The 724-nt window shown below is 63.0% G+C and carries 1 pseudogene; it reads left to right on the top strand.

Annotated features, from left to right (window positions below):
- Window positions 1-373 precede the first annotated feature (373 nt).
- Window positions 374-598 (top strand): annotated as a pseudogene (locus tag JS756_RS35915) (transposase); the annotation flags it as partial.
- Between the last annotated feature and the right edge of the window lie 126 nt (window positions 599-724).

Here is a 724-nt window from a genome sequence, read left to right as displayed (position 1 = left end):
GCAGCCGGCTCCGTCGGCACCCCGACTACGGGTACGTCACTCCACTCGAAACGAGATCCTTGCTCAGGCAGAACCTCGTCCCGGCAGCGTAAACACCCGCTGTCCAGTTCGAGGGGGGAACTTCACCCTGCGATCGGGGCAGACAGAACGACCGCACCAACGATCATGCCGAACTGTCCCGTGCCCCTGCAGGCAATTCAGCAACAGAGTCCTTCATCTCATAGACGGCGCATGGCGCTCTCCGGGACGGATGCTCGGCCATCCGTCTCGTTCGCTTCCGTACCTGGAAATCCGTCTGGTTTGAAGTTGCCGCGGAATCGCCCAATGAACAGCGGAACCGACCCTTCCACCTCGCCCGCGATCACGCTACGCCGTGAGTGAGCGCAAGCCGTACCCCAGCGACCTGCCCGACGCCCGATGGGCCCGGACCGAGCCGACGTTGACGGCTCGGGGAAAGGCCCGACTTGACCGCAGACCCACCGGACAAGGTCGATTTACGGGACGTCCTCAACACAACCCTCTACGTGAACCGCACCGGAATCCCCTGGAAAACCTCCCGCACGACTTCCCGAACCACGGAACTGTCTACGCCTACTATGAACCGCCCCGTGTCAGGTAGAGACTCGATTCCGTGAAAGGATTGAGTCATGGCACGACCCTCCCGTTACCCGCTTGAGCTGCGCCGTCGCGCGGTGCGCATGGTCGCCGAGGTGCGCGACGACTA

This window comes from Streptomyces actuosus, assembly GCF_016921115.1.
Classification (GTDB): domain Bacteria; phylum Actinomycetota; class Actinomycetes; order Streptomycetales; family Streptomycetaceae; genus Streptomyces; species Streptomyces actuosus_A.
Note: the sequence above shows the minus strand (reverse complement) of the source record. Positions and strands in the feature narration are given on the sequence as shown.